15 protein-coding genes are annotated in these 18,473 nt (G+C 71.3%); 3 read left to right on the top strand and 12 right to left on the bottom strand.

All coding sequences use genetic code 11. From position 1 onward, the window contains the following. Positions 1 to 9 precede the first annotated feature (9 nt). On the top strand, positions 10 to 648 hold the full coding sequence (lolA, locus tag CSC71_RS10800; protein ID WP_162374384.1) for an outer membrane lipoprotein periplasmic chaperone LolA: 639 nt from the start codon (positions 10 to 12) through the stop codon (positions 646 to 648). Positions 649 to 689: 41 nt separating this feature from the next. Continuing rightward, positions 690 to 2,054 (top strand): replication-associated recombination protein A, encoded by a 1,365-nt coding sequence (locus CSC71_RS10805; RefSeq protein ID WP_162374385.1) that lies wholly within the window; start codon positions 690 to 692, stop codon positions 2,052 to 2,054. A 78-nt stretch (positions 2,055 to 2,132) separates the two neighbouring features. On the opposite strand, the gene CSC71_RS10810 is transcribed toward CSC71_RS10805, so the two are convergent. After that, positions 2,133 to 3,209 (bottom strand): SAM-dependent methyltransferase, encoded by a 1,077-nt coding sequence (locus CSC71_RS10810; RefSeq protein ID WP_162374386.1) that lies wholly within the window; start codon positions 3,207 to 3,209, stop codon positions 2,133 to 2,135. A 248-nt stretch (positions 3,210 to 3,457) separates the two neighbouring features. On the opposite strand from CSC71_RS10810, the gene CSC71_RS10815 reads away from it, so the two are divergent. Further along, a complete protein-coding gene (locus tag CSC71_RS10815; protein WP_162374387.1) occupies positions 3,458 to 3,895 on the top strand; it encodes a DUF4124 domain-containing protein in 438 nt (145 codons plus the stop codon). Between the two features lie 21 nt (positions 3,896 to 3,916). Here the strand turns inward: CSC71_RS10815 and CSC71_RS10820 are convergent, their stop codons facing one another. Genes CSC71_RS10820 through CSC71_RS10870 form a run of 11 tightly spaced genes read right to left on the bottom strand, consistent with a single transcriptional unit; the run spans position 3,917 to position 18,473 of the window. Then, positions 3,917 to 4,426, bottom strand: a complete 510-nt coding sequence (locus CSC71_RS10820) for a hypothetical protein (RefSeq protein ID WP_162374388.1) — start codon at positions 4,424 to 4,426, stop codon at positions 3,917 to 3,919. A gap of 14 nt (positions 4,427 to 4,440) precedes the next feature. Next, positions 4,441 to 7,686: a DUF6519 domain-containing protein gene (locus tag CSC71_RS10825; RefSeq protein ID WP_162374389.1), complete on the bottom strand. Its 3,246-nt coding sequence runs from the start codon at positions 7,684 to 7,686 to the stop codon at positions 4,441 to 4,443. 17 nt (positions 7,687 to 7,703) lie between these two features. Then, positions 7,704 to 9,818 carry a hypothetical protein gene (locus CSC71_RS10830; protein ID WP_162374390.1) on the bottom strand — a complete coding sequence of 705 codons (2,115 nt, stop codon included), beginning with the start codon at positions 9,816 to 9,818 and terminating at the stop codon, positions 7,704 to 7,706. Continuing rightward, positions 9,815 to 12,526: a putative baseplate assembly protein gene (locus tag CSC71_RS10835; RefSeq protein WP_162374391.1), complete on the bottom strand. Its 2,712-nt coding sequence runs from the start codon at positions 12,524 to 12,526 to the stop codon at positions 9,815 to 9,817. Before CSC71_RS10835 ends, CSC71_RS10830 begins: the two co-directional genes overlap by 4 nt. Continuing rightward, a complete protein-coding gene (locus CSC71_RS10840; protein ID WP_162374392.1) occupies positions 12,523 to 15,117 on the bottom strand; it encodes a putative baseplate assembly protein in 2,595 nt (864 codons plus the stop codon). The genes CSC71_RS10835 and CSC71_RS10840 overlap by 4 nt, the downstream gene beginning before the upstream one ends. Further along, the gene (locus tag CSC71_RS10845; protein ID WP_162374393.1) at positions 15,114 to 15,482 is read right to left on the bottom strand and encodes a GPW/gp25 family protein; all 369 of its coding nucleotides are present in this window, start codon (positions 15,480 to 15,482) and stop codon (positions 15,114 to 15,116) included. Before CSC71_RS10845 ends, CSC71_RS10840 begins: the two co-directional genes overlap by 4 nt. A gap of 12 nt (positions 15,483 to 15,494) precedes the next feature. Then, positions 15,495 to 15,806, bottom strand: a complete 312-nt coding sequence (locus CSC71_RS10850) for a hypothetical protein (RefSeq protein ID WP_246192159.1) — start codon at positions 15,804 to 15,806, stop codon at positions 15,495 to 15,497. 7 nt (positions 15,807 to 15,813) lie between these two features. After that, entirely contained in the window at positions 15,814 to 16,323 is a 510-nt protein-coding gene (locus tag CSC71_RS10855) for a phage baseplate assembly protein V (RefSeq protein ID WP_162374395.1), read from the bottom strand. Continuing rightward, entirely contained in the window at positions 16,320 to 17,450 is a 1,131-nt protein-coding gene (locus tag CSC71_RS10860) for a hypothetical protein (RefSeq protein ID WP_170295397.1), read from the bottom strand. Before CSC71_RS10860 ends, CSC71_RS10855 begins: the two co-directional genes overlap by 4 nt. 2 nt (positions 17,451 to 17,452) lie before the next feature. Continuing rightward, on the bottom strand, positions 17,453 to 17,800 hold the full coding sequence (locus CSC71_RS10865; protein ID WP_162374396.1) for a Base plate wedge protein 53: 348 nt from the start codon (positions 17,798 to 17,800) through the stop codon (positions 17,453 to 17,455). Positions 17,801 to 17,810: 10 nt separating this feature from the next. After that, positions 17,811 to 18,473, bottom strand: coding sequence for a CIS tube protein (locus CSC71_RS10870; protein ID WP_162374397.1), 663 nt, complete (start codon positions 18,471 to 18,473; stop codon positions 17,811 to 17,813).

An 18,473-nucleotide genomic window follows, 5' to 3' on the forward strand; every position in this document is an offset into this window, starting at 1 on the left:
ATCCGATCCATGTCGTCGAACCTCGCCAAGTTCCTGTCCCGGCCGCTGCTGTTGTCCGCCTTGCTGGTGGCCGGCGCGGCGCAGGCGGGCGGGCGCGCCGAGCTGCAGGCCTTCACCAACGGGCTGAAGGGGCTGGACGGACAGTTCGTGCAGCAGGTCTACGACGGCAGCGGCAAGCTGAAGGAGTCTTCCAGCGGCCGCGTCGCGTTGTCGGCGCCGCGCCTGTTCCGCTGGGAATACGTGAAACCCTATGAGCAGCTGATCGTCGCCGATGGCCGGAAGGTGTGGATCTACGAACCGGACCTACAGCAGGCCAGCGTGCGCGACCAGGGCGCCGAGGAGCAGAACAGCCCGCTGGCGGCGCTGCTGGAACCGGCGCGCCTGGACAAGCAGTTCAACGTGACCGAGACCGGCGCCCGCGGCGGCCTGCAGTGGCTGCAGCTGACCCCGAAGCAGGAGGGCGACGCCGGCTTCGAGAACGCCAGCCTCGGTTTCGGCAGGAACGGCCTGCAGAAGATGGAAATCGTCGATGGCGTCGGCCAGCGCACGGTGATCGAATTCAGCGGCTGGAAGCGCAATCCAGTCTTCGCCGGCGGCACTTTCCGCTATTCGCCGGGCGAGGGTGTCGACGTGGTCGGCGACATCTGAGGCGTCTCATGGGCCGCGACGCCCGGCGTTAGAATGCCGGGGTGGCCAAGGCGAAAATTCCCCTGAACGACGATACCGACCTGTTGGCGGTGGATCGCAGTGCGATGCGTCCGCTGGCCGAACGCATGCGTCCGCGCACGCTGGACGAGATGGTCGGGCAGCAGCGGTTGCTGGCGCCGGGTTCGGCGCTGCGTCGCGCCGTCGAATCGGGCTACGTGCATTCGATGGTCCTGTGGGGGCCGCCGGGCTGCGGCAAGACCACGCTGGCGCTGCTGCTGGCCAAGTATGCCGACGCGGAGTTCCGCGCCATTTCCGCCGTGCTCGCCGGCCTGCCGGAAGTGCGGCAGGTGCTGGCCGAGGCCGCGCACCGCTTCGCCGAAGGCCGGCGCACCGTGCTGTTCGTCGACGAGGTGCACCGCTTCAACAAGGCGCAGCAGGACGCATTCCTGCCGCACATCGAGCGCGGCACGATCATCTTCGTCGGCGCGACCACCGAGAACCCGTCGTTCGAGCTGAACTCCGCGCTGCTGTCGCGCTGCCGCGTGCACGTGATGGAAGCGGTGTCGGCCGACGACATCCTGGTTTCGCTCGGGCACGCGCTCGATGACGACATCCGCGGCCTGGGCGGGCAGGGGCTCAAGGTGTCCGGCGAGGCGCTGAAGGAAATCGCCGGCGCCGCCGACGGCGACGTGCGGCGCGCGCTGACGCTGCTGGAGATCGCCGCCGAACTGGCGCTGGACGAAAGCGGCGAAATCACCGAAAAGACCCTGGCCCAGGTGCTGGCCGACCGCACGCGCCGCTTCGACAAGGGCGGCGAGCAGTTCTACGACCAGATCTCGGCCCTGCACAAGTCGGTGCGCAGTTCCAATCCCGATGCCGCGCTGTACTGGCTGGCGCGCATGCTCGACGGCGGTTGCGACCCGGTCTACCTGGCGCGGCGCATGACCCGGATGGCGGTGGAAGACGTCGGCCTGGCCGATCCGCGGGCGCTGCGGATGGCGATCGACGCGTGGGAAACCTACGACCGCCTCGGCAGCCCGGAAGGCGAACTGGCGCTGGCGCAGCTGGTCATCTACCTCGCAAGCACGGCGAAATCCAATGCCGGCTACGTCGCCTTCGGCGCGGCCAAGCGCGACGTCCGCGAATACGGCACGCAGGAGGTGCCGATGCACCTGCGCAACGCGCCGACCAAACTGATGAAGGAACTCGGCTACGGCGCCGGTTACCAGTACGACCACGACGCCGCCGGCGGCATCGCCCTGGACCAGACCGCGTTCCCCGACGCGATGGGCGAACGCGTCTACTACCAGCCGGTGGAGCGCGGCATGGAGATCAGGCTGAAGGAAAAACTCGACGCGTTGCGTAGCGCGCGCGCGGAAGCGGTCCGCAAGTCGCGGCGTTCCTGATCGCCGATGCCCTTCGGCCCTCGCCCGCGACCGGGGAGAGAGGGCCGGGCGCGGGCGAGGGACAGGATCCGGTCCCGGTCAGCGCACGAAGCGGTAGTGCGCCACCATCCATTCGTTGCCGCCGTCGTAGCCGAACAGTTCGGCGCAGGCCATCCAGAACATGCGCCAGCGCTGGTAGCCGACGTTGACGCCCGACGGTCCCTGCACGGACTTCAGCACCTTCAGGACCTCGTCGCGGTTGCTGTCCTGGTTCTGCAGCCAGGCGTTGGCGGTCTTCTCGTAGTGCGTGCCGGGCAGCAGCCAGCGCTGCTCGATGCTCAGGTCGCCGCGCAGGTGCAGCAAGGTGTCGGCGGCCGGCATCATGCCGCCGGTGAAGAAGTGCCGGCCCATCCACGGGTTGCTTTCCTTTCCTTCGAACAGGTAGAGCAACTCGCGGTGGCAGAACAGCTGCACGAACAGCTTGCCGCCGGGGACCAGCCAGCGGGCGATGCGCGCCATCAGCCGGCGGTAGTCGCCCATGTGTTCGAACATCTCGACCGCGAACACGCGGTCGTAGCCGGCTTCGGCCAGTTCCAGGCGATGCGTGTCGCTGAGGAGGACCTCGACGTTGAAGATCGCGCGCTCGCGGCAGCGCGCCTCGATGTACTCGCGTTGCAGCGGCGAATGGGTGACCGCGGTGATCTTCGCGTTCGGGTAGCGCTCGGCCAGCGACAGCGTCAGCGAACCCCAGCCACTGCCGAGTTCGAGGATGCGCTGGCCGTTGGCGATTTCCGCGCGTTCCGCGCACAGGCGGAGCATGCGGTCCTCGGCCATGTTCAGCGAAGCGACGCCGTCTTCCCAGTAGCAGCAGCTGTACTTCATCTGCCGGCCCAGGCACAGCCTGAAGAAGCCGGCCGGGAGCTCCTGCGGCGGTTGCGCCGGCGCGTTGGGTTCCAGCTCCAGCGTGCTGTCGCGCAAGCCTTCCAGCCAGGTCCGCTGCCTGGCGAAAACGCTCTCCGTATCCGTGTCGCGCTCGGCCTTCAGCCATTGCGCGCACATGCGGCGCATGGACAGGCGGAGCAGGGGGTCGGGGATGCGGCCGGATTCGGCCAGGCGATCGGTGAGGTTGCCGCGCTCGTTGCTCGCGACGGGTAACGGACTGAATTCCAATGGCATCGGTTCCCTCGGGGGCGGAGTTTGTCGTCGCACGGGCGCCGTCCGCCGGGATCCGGCGGACCTTGCGTGCACCATGCGTTCGAAACCGCGGCCAAGCCTGCCGGCATGCGGCTCGGCTTCCCCTGAGAGCCGGACGGAAAATTACCAGCCCCGCATCCGCAGGACTGTGAAGCAGGACGCAACCTTGATATCCGGCACACATTGAATGTGGCCGTTGCCGTTATGCTCGGGGCGAGGGGGGGGGATCCATGAAAGCAAATTTCGCCATCGTCCTGTGCGCGCTGTGCGCGTTGGCCGGCACGGCGCAGGCGCAAGTCTTCAAATGCCAGGACGCCGCAGGGCACGTGGTGTACCAGTCGAACCGCTGCGAGTTGGCGGGCCTGAGCGAACCGGCGCCGGCAACGGCCCCTGCAACGCCGGCGCCGGCGGCAAACGATGCGCCACGCCGCGCGAAGGTCCAGCCGGACCGGCAGGACCCGCCGGACGACGCGCCGGCCACGGCCGGCTTCTATTACAGCAGCGCCGCGCATGGCGCGAAGGCGCCGCGCTACTACAGCGTGGACGCCTGCAGCGCGGCCAAGTCGCGGCGCAGGGAGGCGTTCGGGAAGCTGGGTCCGCAACGTTCCGAGCACGCCACGCGCTTCTACGACGACGCAGTGGAGCGCGCCTGCGGCAGCGCACGGTAGCCGGCGGACCGACGGATTGCGTCACAGGCCGGCCAGGCCGCGCAGCTTGGCCAACTCGGCGGCGACCGCCTTTTCCATCGCATCGAACCGGCTGGCGGCCTGCTTGGCTTCCTTGGCGTTGGCGGCGGCCTGCTTGCCGGCGTCGTCGAGGCGCTTGCGCAACTCGCCGTCGTCGGTGGCGAGCTTGCCGACCGCCGCGCTCTTGATCGCCTTGCCGGCTTCCTTGTCCTGCTCCTCGCGCCGCGCCAGTCCCTCGCGCAGGCGGGTGCCGGCGGCGCGCAGCGCCGAGGACACTTCGCGTTCCAGGCCTTCGAAACCGTTGGCCGGGACCGGGTCGGCCCGATCCGTGGCGAACTCCGGCGAATCCGGCACCAGCAACACGGTGCCGGCGGCGACGCGCGTTTCGTCGAGGTGCGGGTTCAGCGACTTGATCCGCTCCAGCGAAACGCGGTCCGGCTGGCCGGCTTTCTTCAGCAGGGTTTCGCCGACGCCCTTGAGGTCGGTGTCCTGCTTGATCACGAAGATGCGCATGGCGGTTTTCCTCCTCAGCCGATGACGTTCAATGCATCCCACGGCGCGTTGAGCGGCGCGTTGTTCAGGCGGATCGGCGCCCGGCTCGCGTTGCCGAGCACGGTTGCCGAGTGCGCGGTCAGCGCCGCGCCGATGTCGCCTGTGCCGGCGATGCGGTTCGCCGAGAACACCAGCACCGGCGACAGCGCCACCACGCCGGGGAGCCTGCCGGTACCGAGCAGTTCGCAGCGGTTGTCGCTGAACATCACCTCCGCGCTGGTGCGCAGGTCGACCGCGGGCGCGCCGCCGCGCGCGGCCAGGCTGTTGCCCTTGACCATGGCGATCGACCCGCGTGCCGCTGCGGCCGCCGCCGCGGTCGCGGTCGCGGCAGCGGCGGCGAGTTCGGGCGCCGCGACGGCGACGTAGGCGCGGGGGCCGGCCATCACCAGCGTACGCCGTTCGTCCAGGCGCACGGTGGTCATGCCCGCGACATGGGCGACGGCCGTGGTTGCCCGGTTGGTGATGTCGGTGACGGGCGCACGCAGGCTGTCCTGCACCACCAGTGCGTACCATTCGGAATCGTCGGGTTGCGCCTCGTCGTCGCGGCGCACGCTGTTGCCGGCGATTTCCGCCTGTTCGAACGGCGTCCGCACCAGGATGCCGACGGCGCGCCCGGCGATGCGCAGCGGCGGGCCGATCCGGCTGACCTCGTTGTCGGCGATGCGCGGGCGCTCGACGCCCGAGGCGATGATCCCGACCGACAGCGCGCGTGCCTGCTGGCTGGTGCCGATCTCGTGCACCTGGTTGCCGGCGATGGTCGCGCTGGCGGTGCGCAGCACCGAGATGCCGGCGGCGATGCCGGCATCGTTGGCCCGTGCCGCGCCGACGATGCCGCGCACGTGGTTGTTCTCGATGCTGGCCGAGTCGGATTCGGCGTCCTCTTCCATCACGATGCCGTTGCCGCAGGCGCTGACGATGTTGAGCTTGACGATCAGGTCGCGCACCGGCGCGCGGATGGCGATGCCGGCGCCGCTGAAGCCGCCGACCTGGTTGGCCAGCACCTGCATCTGGTCGACGCCGGCGGGATTCAGTCCCGCGACCAGGGCGATGCCGTCGAAGACGCCGCTGCGGCTTTCCGCATTCTGGAACTGCAGCTTGTTGCCGGAAATCCACGCGCCGCCGCGCGCGCAGGCGATGCCGCTGCCCTGCAGGCCCAGGTTGTTGTCGACGATGTGCAGCGATGCGCCCGGTGCGGCAAGCCCGCCGGTGGCCACGCCGCCGTTGCGGCAGATCAGCAACTGGTTGGCGGCGATGCGGTTTTCCCACAGCCACGCGACCGTGCCGTCCAGCGCGATGCCGCGGCGCTGGCACGACAGCACGTTGCGTTCGATCTCCAGCGCGGCGAGCAGGGCGAAGGGCGGATCGTCGCCGCGCTGCCCGGTGTCGGTGCGGATGCCGTCGCTGGCGAGGACCAGGTTGTCGCGGATCGCCACGCCGGCGCACAGGCCGCCGAGCGAGATCGCCGCGTTGCGCAGGTCGCTGTTCTGGAATACGAACAGCAGCAGCTCGCGCAGCGCGAGGCCGAGCACGGTCCGGGCCTCGATCGCCGATTCGCGGCCCAGCGACAGCACCGCCAGTTTCTCGATCGCGATGGCCATCGCCGATTCGATGCGGAACGCGGCGCCCGGCGCGGCGATCACCGTGGCGGTGCCCTGGCCGCGGATGGCGATGGAACGCGCGCCGGCGATGCGCACCGGCTCGGACAGCACGTAGTTGCCCGGCTTCAGGCACACGGTGCCGCCGGTGTCGCGCAGGCGGTCGACCGCGGTCTGGAGGGTGAGCCGGCCGCTGTTGTGGTCTTCCGCGCTGACGCACTGGGTGCAGCCGCAATCGTCGCCGCCGGAAGGCGGCCACGGGTGCCGGCAATCGGTGATGCCGGTGCCGACGTCCCAGATGCCCAGCCGCGCGTAATGGTGGTGGATGCCGCGCGGCGGCGCGGCGTCGAGCAATTCGACCGAGGCGTCGGCGGTGCGCGCCGCGAACACCCACCAGTCGCCGCGACGGAAACCGCGCGTGCCGATGCTGGAAAACGACACGGTGACGCCGCGTTCGAGCAGCAGTTCGGTGCCCGCGGCCGGCACGTCGATCACGCCGGTGGAAGCGGGCGCGTCGAGGTCCTGGACCTGCACGGTGTTGCCGCCGGCGCCGGTGCGCAGCACGCGGCCCTTCTGGTCCCAGCGGCGGACGCGCAGGTTGCGCTGCGCCGGCCACGCGCCATCGGGGAAACTGCCCGGCAGCATCGCCGCGGGCAGGGCCGGGGCGAACACGATGCGCCGGTTGCTCGGGTCGGGGATGTCGATGCGGCGCATCTCGCCGGGTAGGCCGGCGAATTCGCGCGCGTCGTCGAGGATCTCGACCCAGTCGCCGTCGGCGAAGCCGAGCACCTCGTCGCGTCCCAGGCTTTCCAGTTCCAGTTCGGTGGCGGAAACCACGCTGGCGACGCGCGCGCCGACGCTGGCGTTCTCGCGCGACCACTTGAAGGTGGCGCCGGCGCCGGGCAGACCGGGGTCGTGGATCTCCACGCGGTACAGCTGGTTCTCGAGTCCGCGGTAGCCGCCGGTCGGCGGCAGCTCGCACGGGTCCTGCACCGCCGGCACTTCGAAGGTGCCGGTAGTCAGCCGGCCCTCGCTGGGCGCGATCAGGTCGGCCCAGCCGGGCATTTCGCCGTCGGGCGTGGCGCAGGTCGAACCGGCGCCGGCCTCGGCATCGAGCACGCGCACCTGCCACACCGTCTGCAGGCGCGAACTCGCATCGACGCCGACCGCGCTTTCGACCAGCCCGGGGTTCTCCAGCGCGGTGACTTCGCGCTGCCAGACGTCGAGGTAGACGAGGTGGCGGCCGCTGGTCGGCAGCGGCGGCGGTTCCGGCAGGTACGGCTGTGCGCTGTAGCGGACCGCATCGGCGAAGCGCGGTTCGGCCAGCAGCGGGTCGAACTCGGCGTCGCCGGCGCCGTGGTTTTCGGCGAGCAGGCCGTCCACGTACAGGCGGCCGCGGCCGATGTCGAGGTCGCCCGGCGCGATGGTGATGCGGAATGCGTCCGGCGTGGTCTGCGACACCGTGGCGCGACCGAGCACGTCGCTGGCCAGTGCGCGCAGGCGGCGGTCGAGTACCGCCGCCGCTTCGTTGGCGTCGGCGTCCAGCAGCACGCCGCCCTGTTTGAGTTGCACGCCCGCCCAGTCGAGCAGGGGATCGTGGCGGATGCGCGAGAGATCGGTGGCCATGGCGTGACTCCATCAAATCAGGTGACGTGGAAAACGCCCGCGTTCAGTCCGTAACGCAGGTATTCGTCGAGGCGGATGCGCAGGTTGGCTTCGCGCTGCGGCTGCGACAGGGCGTGCATGACGCCGATTTCGCCTTCGTCGCTGGCGCCGTGCAGGATTTCCGCTGCGGTGCTGGCGCGCAGTTGCAGGTAGGCCGGCTGGCCGTAGCGCAGCGAAGCGAAATGCGGGCGCGCATCGCGGTGGTCGGCGTCGGGCAGGCAGCGATGGCGGCGCGGCGCGATCGAATCCGCCGGCAGCCAGCAGAAGCGCACGCAGCCCTGCTGGGTGCGTTGCGCCCACACCGGCGCGGGCCACGGATCGCCGCCGGCGCGCGCGGCGTGGAAGATGCAGTCCGAGGCCAGTTCGATGACCTTCGCCCGCAGCTTGCCGATCACGCTGCTGTCGCGGATGGTCAGCGTGCCGCCGGGCGCGTCGGCGGCGATGCCGGCGTAGGCGGGCGCGGTCGGCGCGCCGGCATCGACGATGCTGTCGACGATCTCGACCTCGGCGCCGTCGGCGACCTGCAGCGCGCCGACGATGCAGTGTTCGAGCGTCAGCTTCGCGAACGGGTGCGCGACGGCCAGGCTCGGCGCACCCGGCGACGCAGCGCCGCCATCCGGATTCAGCGCCAGTCCCGGCAGCAGGGTGCAGTGGCGCAGCACCAGCTCGCGCGGTTCGTCGTCGGCTGCCGCGGCCAGGGTCAACGCGCCACCGGAAACCACCAGCCCGTCGAGCACCAGCCGTCCGCGCGCACCGATGTCGAGCTCGATGTCGGCGCCGGCGGCCAGCAGCGGCCGCGCGCCGTTCGCCGCGGCAACGACCACTTCGCGGCCCGCGTCCTGCGGATCGGCCGGCGCATCGACGCGGAACGCGAAGGGGCCGGCGTAGGTCAGGCTGTCTTCGACCAGCAGGCGCCCGCCGCCGCGGATCGCGTCGAGGTGCGGTTGCAGCGCCGCGGACGCGTTGGCCGTGTCCTGCATCGCTAGCGTTTCGCCCTCCGGCGTGCGCTCGTACTCGCCGCCGCCGATCGCGCGGGCGAAGCCGTAGCGGAAGGTCGCGCGCAGTTGCGGGTCGACGCCGGTGCCGAGCACGACGCGGCCGCGTTCCGGGTCGATGGCGATGCGGCCGGCGGGAATCGCGTCCTGGTGGTTCCAGTCGCCGCCGTCGACGTCGCGCAGGTCGGCGACCACGATTTCCTCCACCGGCACCGGCTCCCAGTCGCCGGGCTGCGCGCCGGGGCGCAGCAGCACCAGGCTTTCGCCGGGGCCGTAGTCGTCGCGGCGTTGCGCTTCCGCGGTCGCATCGGGCGCATTCGCCGCGCGTACCGCGGCCGCCATCCCGCGCACGCGCAACGGCGCGGGCACGTGGACCGGTTCGCTGAGCGTCGCGATCGAGTCCTCGCTGCGCGGCTGGCGGAACAGCGCCAGGTCCGCGCCCAGCGGGTTCAGGCGGAACCGCGTGCCGCCGGCATCGCCGGGATGCGCCACCAGCGGGATGCCGGACAGGCGCAGCGGCAACAGCCGCCACAGGAAGATGCCGATGTTGGGGATGTTGTAGCGCCCGCCGCCGCCCCGCGCGCTGCGTTCCGGGCGGCGTACTTCGACGGTGTGCGCGACCGTGTTGAAGGCGCCGCCCAGCGAACGCATCGCCGCCTGCGAACGCAGATCGGCGGTGGCCAGCGAATGCGGGCGCAGGTGCTTCATGTACTGCGTCGTCGCCAGTTGCTCGAAGAACTCGGCCACGTGCGCCGGCCAGTCGGTCAGGTCGCGCGCCAGCTGTTCCAGCATCAGCGCGGTGCCCTTGCGCCGGCGATAGGCGATGGTGTTGGCGACCTCGGCGCGCGGCGACGACACCGCGGGACTGGCGCCGCGCAGCGGGCGGTAGCCGATCAGGTCGCCGATGTAGGGCGCGACCCAGTCCTCGCAGGTCTCGATGAACTGGTCGTCGTAGAGCTGCTCGATGTCCTCCTCCAGCGCCTCGAGCTCGCGCGCGAACAGCGCCAGCAGCGCGCGCAGCGGCTGGCCGTGTTCGGCATCGCGCTGGCGCTGGACCGCCGGCAGCAGGGCATACAGGCGTTCGGCGTCGAGGCTCATGGCATCGCCTCCAGGTGGTGCAGCGGGCCGGGATGCAGGGTCAGCAGTTCGGCCGGAAGCGGCGTGCCGGCGGACACGCGCATGCGCGAGGCGAGCAGGCGCACCTGCCGCGAGACCCCGGTCTGCGCGTGGGGCGCGGTGCCACCGTAGAGTAGGTCGAGGTCGACCGCGACCACGCCCGGCACGCCGTGGGCGACGGCGACGACCTCGGATTGCTGCACCGGCTGGCCGAGGCTGCGTTTCGCGAACGAGAAGGCGCTGCGCAGCGCCGCCTCGACCGCGGCCAGCACGGCATCGCTTTCGTAATCCGGATCGCACTTGACCTTGAGCCCGATCCGGAACGTGCTGGCCTGGTAGCCGAGCAGGCGCAGTTCCACGCGCGGGTCGCCGTTGGCCAGCAGCGCGTCGCGCAGGTTGCCCCACAGCGGGTTGCCCGGCGAAATGGTCGCGCCGTCCTGCCCGGCGACGGTGATGCCGATCGCCGGGCCGTGCTTCAGGCGCAACACCGTGGCCTGCGCCTTGGCGATGCCGGCGTAGGCGCGGGCGAAGTCCTCGTAGTCGAGCAGCGACACCGCGCGGCCCAGCGTGCGCGTGGTCAGCGGGATCGATTCGCGCGCCTGCTCGGCCGGTTCCGGATCGGTGCCGCCCTGCGCCGGCGCCGGGTTGGCGACGCCCTTCAGGCCGAGCGGCCGCGTCACCGGCTGGGTCAGGGTGTCGGCGCGCACGTTGCCATCGCGGCCGATGCCCTTGCGGTAGGTCGCGCGCAGGTTGTTGTTGCCGCTGGGCAGGCGCGCGCCGTTGCGGCCGTCGCCGAAGCGCAGCCATTCGCGGCCGGCCTCGTCGGTCTGCAGGGTGAAGACGCGGTCGTTGGCGCCGGCGCCATACAGGGTGGGGCATTCCTTCCACTCGACGCCGGCGACGCGTACGGTCAGTTCGCTGGCTGCGCCGATCTCGGTCGGCGCGGCGCGGAAGGTCAGCGGCAGTTGCTTCAGTTCGAAGCGCTGGTGCGCCTGGCTGGCGTCGCCGGAGCCGAGCACCTGGGTGACGGTTTCGCCGTGGCGCGCCAGCGCGACGTTCGCCGCGACCACGACCGTGTCGCGTTCCAGCTGCACCGGCAGCGGCGGCGCGATGTCCAGGACCGCGTACTTGCCCGCTGCGCGCGCGGGCCCGCTCAGCACGGCCTGGTGCACGACCGCGGCGCCGTTCGCATCGGCGCCCTGCACGATGATGCGGCGCCCGGCCTCGAGTCCGGCGGGCGGAACCGCGACCGGGATTTCATCGTCCTGCACCGCGGTTTCGACCGGGTACTCGGCCAGCGGCAGTTCTTCCGACTGCGCGAACACCTTGGTGGCGCGCACGTAACCGCTGAACAGCGCGTAGTTGTCGCCGATCAGGCGCAGGCGCGTGGACTTGCCGGAAATCGCGAACTCGTCGCGCGAGACTTCCGACACCGCGCTGGCGCGGTACAGCTCGAGATAGGTGCCGCCCGGCGCCGGTTCGTTCGGATAGTCGTACTGGCCGCGCGCGAGCACCACGTAACCGCCCGGCGCGATCGCAGGGTAGGCGGCGTCGAGGTCGACGTGGCCGCCGTTGGAGGTGGGTCCGGCCGGCGAGAGGATGAAGTCGGGCCAGTCGTCGTTGCCCGGGTAGGCGGACAATTCGAAATCGTCGATGTCGCCGACCACGTCCGCGCCCGTGCCCAGTCTGCGCGCCATGGCGGCCAACGCGATGGGCGAACCCTGGTACGCGCTGCGGAATTCCGCCGGCATCGTCCGCCACATCGGCGCGTTGTGGCCGAACACCGAGGCGCGCTGGCGCAGCGCGAACACGCGCACGCCGCTGCCTGCCGGGTTCATCGACGGCACCAGCGAGCCGAGGCCGCGCTTCCATGCCACGTAGGTGCGGTCGCGACCGGCGTCGGCGACGACTTCGCTGAGGATGCGGAAATCCCAGCGGTTGCTGGTGGGGTTCGCGTCGAACTCGGCGCCGACGATCAGCAGTGCGTCGCCCGGCTTCAGCCCGGTGCGCACGCCCTGCAGCCACGCATGGGTGTCGTGCAGCGCCGGCACGCGCGGCAGCGACAGCCACGGCCGCATGGCGTTCCACTCCGGGCGCGCGGTGATCGTTTCGACGGTTTCGAAGGTCTGCGGTTTCTCGCCGGGCCCGGGCACGCTTTGCACCTTCAGGCCGGTGTCGAGCACGACCTCGGCGGGGATGCCGGTGACGAACGCGCCCGGATCCTTCGTCGCGTTGGCCGGCGGCTCGCGCGGCGGTTCCAGCGCGAACGCCAGCCAGGTCTCGGCGGCGACGCCGGGCCGCAGCCGGTAGCCGATCAGCCGCGCCATTTCCTGCAGCGACACGCGTTCGCCGGCGGTGCGCAGCCACGATTCGTTGGCGATGCGCTCCTGGTAAAAGCTCAGCACGTCGGCGGCGCAGGCGAAGGCGTCGGCCAGGCCGCGGGCGAAATCGTCCGTGTCGCGGGTCAGCAGTCTGTCGAGCGGCTTGAATCGCGAATCGGACAGGCCGGCGAACAGGCTGGCGCGGAAATCGGCGTGGTTGCCGATGCGGTAGGCGACCGCCGACAGGCCGTGGCGGTTGGCGTGCCGCTGCGGCGTGCTGGCGTCGATGCCTTCGCAGCAGCCGCAGGCTTCGCTGCCGGGCGGCAGCGGCGCGGCGCGCGCCTTGGCGTCGGGAACGAGTGCGTTCATTGGCCGCCTCCTGCCGACAGCACCAGCCGGCCGCGTTCGCGGAAGTTCGGGTTGTTGGCCAGTTGCGCGATCTCGAGCCGGCCGATGCGGATCACGCCTTCCTCGAGCGCGGCATTGCCGCCATCGTTCAGGCGGCGGAAGCGATCGACGCGCACCGAGGCCACGCCTTCCACCGCCTGCGCCGCGGCGACCACGGCGCTGAGCCAGACCGGATCGCCGAAGCTGAAATTGTCGGGATGGAACAGGCCGCGGCTGCCGTCGCCGTGCATGCGCGCGCTGAGCATGCGTTCCACCGCCTGCACCACGTCGCTGCGGAAATGGCCGGGCTTCACGCAGACGTGCAGGGCGATGTCGAGCGGCACCGGGCGCGGCGAATCGACTTCGAGGTCGTAGCCGGCCATGCGGAAGCGCTCGAGGTGGCGGCGCAGGCGCGCTTCGAACGCGGCGTCCACTTCCGCGCCGCCGGGGCGGTCGGCGCTGACGAATACGGTGTGCCAGCTGCCGGTCCAGCGGAACGTGGCGGCGGCGTGCGCGACTTCGGCGTGGCGCTCGCTGGCCGCGGCGTAGTCGGCGGCGGTGACCGCGCGTTCCTGGGTGCGGAACGCGTACGGCGCGTCGCGGCGCACGGCTTCGACGTCCTCGGGGTCGATGCCGCCGGCGGCGGCCATCGGATTGCCGACGCCGGCGATCAGGCCGGGGTCGGGCACGTCCAATGGGTTGTCGTACAGGCCGGGGTCGAACACCAGGTGCGCCAGCGCGTCGGCGCCGATGTTGCCGGCGCTGCCGTTGCCGATGCGGTAGTTCGCGACGAACGCGGTGCCCGGGTTCGGTCGTTCGCCGTGGCGGTCGTCGCCGAAGCGCAGGCGGGCGAGGCCGTCGGGTTCGGTCTCGACGACGAAATGCGGATCGCCGGCGCCGCTGCCGAGCAGGTCGTGGCGCGACTGCCACAGGCGCTCGCCGACGCCGTCGGTGCCGTGCAGGACGATGCGCGGCAAGGCGTGGCGCACGTCGAGCGGCAGCAGCAGGCTGGCCGGCCAGAACGGGTCGGTGGTCGAGCCGGGCAGGGCGGACAGCAGTTCGGCGAGGTCGAAGCCGTGCGTCAGCGGGCGCCCGGCCAGCGTCGGCCGGTAGCGCACCGGCACCGGCGGCGCGGGCTCGGTATCGCAACGGCATCCGGATTCCTGCGGCGATGGCGCGTAGCGGCGCACGTCCCCGGACACGGGCGGCAGTTCTTCCGGATCCGGCGGCAGGCTGCGGCCGTGGTCGGCCAGCACGATGTTGCCCAGGGCGACGCTGACGATTTCGCCGGGACGCTCGGCAACGCCCAGGCACAAGGGGAACGGCAGCGCGTCGGCGGCGTCCCAGGCGATGCGGGTGACGTCGAGCGGCGCATCGACCGGCGGTTCGGCGAACAGCTGCCCGGACGGATCCTGCGTCGCCTCGACTTCGGTCAGGCGCACCGCCCAGCGCCGTTCGCGGTCGGCGTCGGCTGCGTTGCCGGTGGCGGGACCGCGTACTTCGCACAGCACCAGCACGTCGCCCGGCGCCAGCGGCGGATGCCCGACCCGCGTCGCTTCGGTGGCGCCGCGCGGCAGGCAGCAGCCGAGGGCGCCCCACGCATGGAAATGCAGTTCGTTGCAGTCTTCGTGCAGCACCAGGCGATGCGCGGTTTCGAACACCCCCGGGTCGGCGGCCAGCGCTTCGCGCTCGGCGCGCGAACCGCGTTCCAGCACCGCCGGCGCATCCGGCACGCGGCTGAGCAGCGGCATGCCTTTCGCCAGCACCACCTCGCCGCCGCCTTCGGCCACGCGCACCTGCACCCAGGCGCGCGCGTTGCAGCCGTCGTGCAGGCGGTAATCGACCAGCCGCGCGTGGCGCCGCACCGAGACGCGGCGGCGCGCGGTGGAAAGGTAGGCCTCGTTGGCGACCGCGTCCTGGCGGTAGGACAGGTTGTCGGCGGCGTAGGCCAGCAGTTCGACCAGGGCCACGCCGACGTCGGCGGCGGAACGCTCGCCCCAGCCCGGCGCGAGCAGGCTGAGCCGGTCCAGCATCATCCGCCGGAAACCGGGGTAGTCCTTCGCGAGGTAGTCGATGTTGGGGATTTCGACCGGCTCCGGCGGGCACGGCTGCGACTGCGCGCAGTCGTAGTCGGACGGGCATTCGACCTTGAACGAGAACTCGATGCGCGACAGCCGCGGGTCGAAGCCGGGCGGCGGATCGCCGCTGCCGGAATCGGCGACGAGCGCCAGCGTGTAGCGCGAGAAATCGCCTTCGCCGTCGGTGCGCACCACCAGCGTGCGCGGCAGGTCGTCGACGCCATCCACGAGCCCCGGTTCGGCCTCGGCCGGCAGCGCGTCGGCCGGCGCGCACCACGCCACGCCGACGCGGCGGATGCGCTCGCCGCCGTCGATGCGGAGGTTGTCCGGCGCCAGCGCGAAACCGTCGCGCAGCAGGCGCACGAACAGCGTGCGCTGGCGCGGCACGCCGGGCGGCGCGGCGCGGTCCAGCACTTCGACGAAGTCGATGGCGTTGTCGCTGCCGAAGCGGCGCAGCACCTCGAGCCGGCGCGGGTCGCAGCAATGGAATTTCATGCGCCGCCTCCCGCCACCTGCACGGTGGCGCGCCGCTCGCTGCCGTCGCGCAGCAGGCGGTAGTCGATGCCGACCAGCAGCGTGCCGTCGAGGTTCTCGACCTGCACCCGCTGCACGGCGATCAGGTGCGACAGGTGCTGTTGCAGCGACGCCTGCACCAGCATCTGGGTGGCGGCGGCGATCGGCGCGCTGTTCGGTTCGAACACCAGTTGCAGCAGGCCGCTGCCGAAGTCCGGGCGCATCACGCGCTCGCCGGGCGCGGTCAGCAGCACCTGTTCGATCAGGTCGCGGACGTGGTCGGCGTCGCCGGTCTGCGCGCTGCGGCCGCGGCCGTCGAAGTGGTAGGGGAAGTCGAGATGCGCCATCGCCATCCTCCTTCAGGTCGCCAGCGCGCGGGTCTGCGTGGCCACGGCCTGCATGCCGGTGCCGGTGGCGATGCACACCGCGGTGCCGCCGACGATGGCCGCGGGCAAGCCGCCGGCGAGCACGCGCGTCGCGCCGACGATCCATTGCCCGCTCGCGCAGAACGGACCCGACGAAGCCGACAGCGAGCAGCCGGCGATCACGTAGGGCGTGGTGACCTGCACCAGCGGCTGGCCGGACAGCGTCACCCGCGGGAACGGCATCGTCGCGGTCGCGGTGCCCGCGTGCATGCACATGACGGTCGCGCCGAGATGGAGGATGGGCATCGGCATCTCACACCACCGTCAGCGCGCCGAGGTTGATGTCGACGGTCGGGCCGGTCATGTTGATCGTCGCGCCCTTGCCGTTGGAAATGACGATGCCGACGTCGCTGACCGAGATCATCGCGCCGCCGCTGGTCTGGATCAGGATGCCGCCGGTGGGGCCGGGCACGTCGCTGATCACCAGGCCGTTCTTCGCCAGCGTCTGCAGGGTGATCCCGGACACGCCGGGCGGCACCATTCGCGCCAGCACCGGGATGTCGGCCTCGGCGTAGTAGCCGCCGACCCACACCGGATAGTCGGGATCGCCGCGTTCGAACTCGACCCAAACGCCGGCGCCGATCGGCGGCACGGTGAACATGCCCATGTTCATGCCCGCCACCGGCAGGCACGGCATCGCCCAGCTGCTGAGCAGGTTGCCGCCGACGTCGGGCACCTCGACCAGCAGCCGGCCCTTCATCATCGGGTCGACGTTGTTGCGTACCGAGCCGCGGAACTTGCCGTAGAAGCGTGCATCGCTCATGTCGGCACCGTCGGGATCGTGGAGATCAGGCCGTTGCGCGCCAGCGAGAAGCTCTGCCGGTACGCGCCGCGTTCGATCTGGTGGCTGACGCTCTTGACGTAGTACAGGCCGTCGAACGGCAGGCCGGCGCCGCGCACGCCGACCAGACGCCGCGACTTCAGCAGGCGGCCGTAGCGGGCCACGTCGAGCTGGCCGCTGCCGAACACCGAATCGCTGTTCTGCCCGGCGAAAGCCAGGCCCCTGGCCAGCGCGCCGGCCACGCCCAGGTGCGCGGTGTCGGCCAGCTTCTCGATCTTCGGCGGCAGCGGCGGGATCGCGCCCAGCGGCGGGTTCAGCGGAGTGACGTCGGGGATCAATACCGGGATGCCGACCTTGCTGTTGGCTTCCTGGAAATAGACGATCGGCATCTTCTTGCGTTCGCGGTCGAAGTTGAACGACAGTTGCTCGACGTTGGTCAGCGCGTCCATGCCGGTGGTCAGCGCCGGCTGCGGTTCGCCGACGCGCACCTCCGGGCCCCAGTAGGCGATGCTGTTGCCCGGCGCGAGGCCGGGTTCGACGTAGAAGACGTAGCCGGCCTCGCCGGCCAGGCGCTTGACGTAGGCGTAGTCGGAGCCCTGCTGCGACGGAATGCGCTCGGTCGGCAACGGCGGCTCGTCGACGATGCTCGGGATCACCATCGGCACCACGCCCAGCGCCGCGTACTTGGCGAGGATCGCCAGCACCCGCAGCGACGGCGGCATCGCCGGGAACGGCAGGCCGGGGATCTCGATCACGTCCATCAGCGCCGACAGGTCCTTGCCCTTGACCACCAGCTTGCCCACGCCGCCTTCGCCGGGCACGGTGTCCACGTTCGTCGCCATGCCGTCGGCGATGACTTCGTCGCGGCCGTTGATGGTCACCACCAGCACCACGCGCATCAGCGGCACGCCGCCACCGCCGCCGCTGATCAGGAACAGCGTGCGCAGCGGCGAACGCGCCGGCAGTTCGAAGGTCAGTTCGAAACCGCTCTGCGCGTCGCCGGAGCCGGCCTCGACCTTCGCCGAGACCAGCGCCTCGACGATCTCGCGCGGCGCCGGTACCGGCACCGGGCCGATCAGCAGCTTCAGCTTGACGCCACGCACGTCCATGCTCAGGCCGCGCCCCCCGGAATGGCGACGCGCTCGCCGGGGCGATCGCTCAGTTCGAACGGATCGGCGACGGCGTTCGCGTCGGCGATGCGCCAGTACAGCAACGGTTCGCCGAGGGCGCGCGCGGCGAGCAGGTCGGGGCGGTCGAACGCGGCGACGGTCGCTTCCACCGCGATCGAGATGTCGCGGCGCTGCGGGATGAAGCGGCGGCGCACGAACGGCAGCGGCGGCTCGCCGGCGCCGCGCTCGAACAGCGCCAGCGGCACGCCGCGGTAGCGGCTCATCGGGTCGAAGGGCTCGCTGGGGATCGCGCCCGCGTCGATCAGCAACTGGATCGGATCGGTGCTCATCGTCGGTTCCTCAGGGCAGGGCGTCCAGGCCCAGCGTTTCCAGCGCGGCGCTGGCCGACTGGCCGGCCAGCGATTCGCGCGTGCGCAGGTGGTTGACGAACAGGGATCCGCCGCGGTGGCGGAAGCCGAGGTCGTCGGTGGACAGCACGCGCAGGCCCAGGCTGAGCTTGGCGCGGATCGGGTTGAGCGCGGCGTCGAAGGCTTCCTCGGTCACCGACAGCTCGGTCACGCGCACCGGCGCGACGCGGTTGCGGCCCCACACGAACAGCACCAGCGGCGCTTCGGGCGGCAGGATCTCGAGCGCGCCGCCGGAGGCCAGCGCGTCCAGTGCCAGCAGCTCGTCGACCGATGGGTTCACCAGCGATTCCAGCGCCGCGATCTGCGGGGCGATGCCGTGGCGCACGGCGGTGGAGTTGTCGCCGGGCCGTTCCAACTGGTCGGTCGCGTCGATCTCGGCTTCGATGCGCAGGGTTTCGATCGCCGGCCCCTTCAGCCGGAACGGTTGCGCGCGCTCGCCGCCGCCTTCGCCGCCGGTGCCCTGCACCTGGTAGCTGCGCGACAGCGAATCCGGGTTGTACTGCAGCGCGATCGTGCGCCGCGGCGCGCCGTTGCCGCCGGGCGGCAGGATCACCAGGCCGCCCTTGATCAGTTTCGGGGAAGAAGAAAGGCTCAT

This window comes from Pseudoxanthomonas sangjuensis, assembly GCF_010211755.1.
Classification (GTDB): Bacteria; Pseudomonadota; Gammaproteobacteria; order Xanthomonadales; family Xanthomonadaceae; genus Pseudoxanthomonas_A; species Pseudoxanthomonas_A sangjuensis.